Annotated in this window: 1 protein-coding gene; it reads left to right on the top strand. The window is 38.1% G+C overall.

Going from position 1 to position 428, the window contains the following annotated elements; genetic code table 11:
• Nucleotides 1-428, top strand: a 428-nt coding sequence (locus ADA55_RS26425) for an IS110 family transposase (RefSeq protein WP_048689497.1), incomplete at both ends; no start/stop codon positions are given.

The following is a 428-nucleotide window of genomic DNA, read 5'->3' as shown; positions in this document are numbered from 1 at the left end:
AAAACGTGTTTCTTTGAAAATACGAAAGCAGGATTTCATTCGTTTCTAGATTGGATTACCCAACTTGTTAAAGGGTGTAAGTTAAATCAAGTGATTGTAGGCATGGAGCCAACCGGTCACTACTGGTTAAATCTAGCTCATCTTCTAAAAGAGAATAATATTAAGTTCGTATCAGTCAATCCACTACATGTTAAACGAAGTAAAGAATTAGACGATAATTCACCTACAAAGAATGATGTGAAAGATGCAAAAGTCATTGCACAGTTAGTCAAAGATGGAAGATACGCCGAACCAACAATTCCACGAGGAATTTATGCAGAACTCCGAGTGGCCAAAAAACTTCGCGATCTTCTCAACGTTGATTTACAGGTCGTTCAGGGACAAGTTCATAACTGGCTTGATCGTTACTTTCCCGAATTTTTGACGGT

The organism is Bacillus sp. 220_BSPC (assembly GCF_001054655.1).
GTDB lineage: Bacteria > Bacillota > Bacilli > Bacillales > DSM-1321 > Peribacillus > Peribacillus frigoritolerans.
This window is presented reverse-complemented; position numbering and strand designations above follow the sequence as displayed.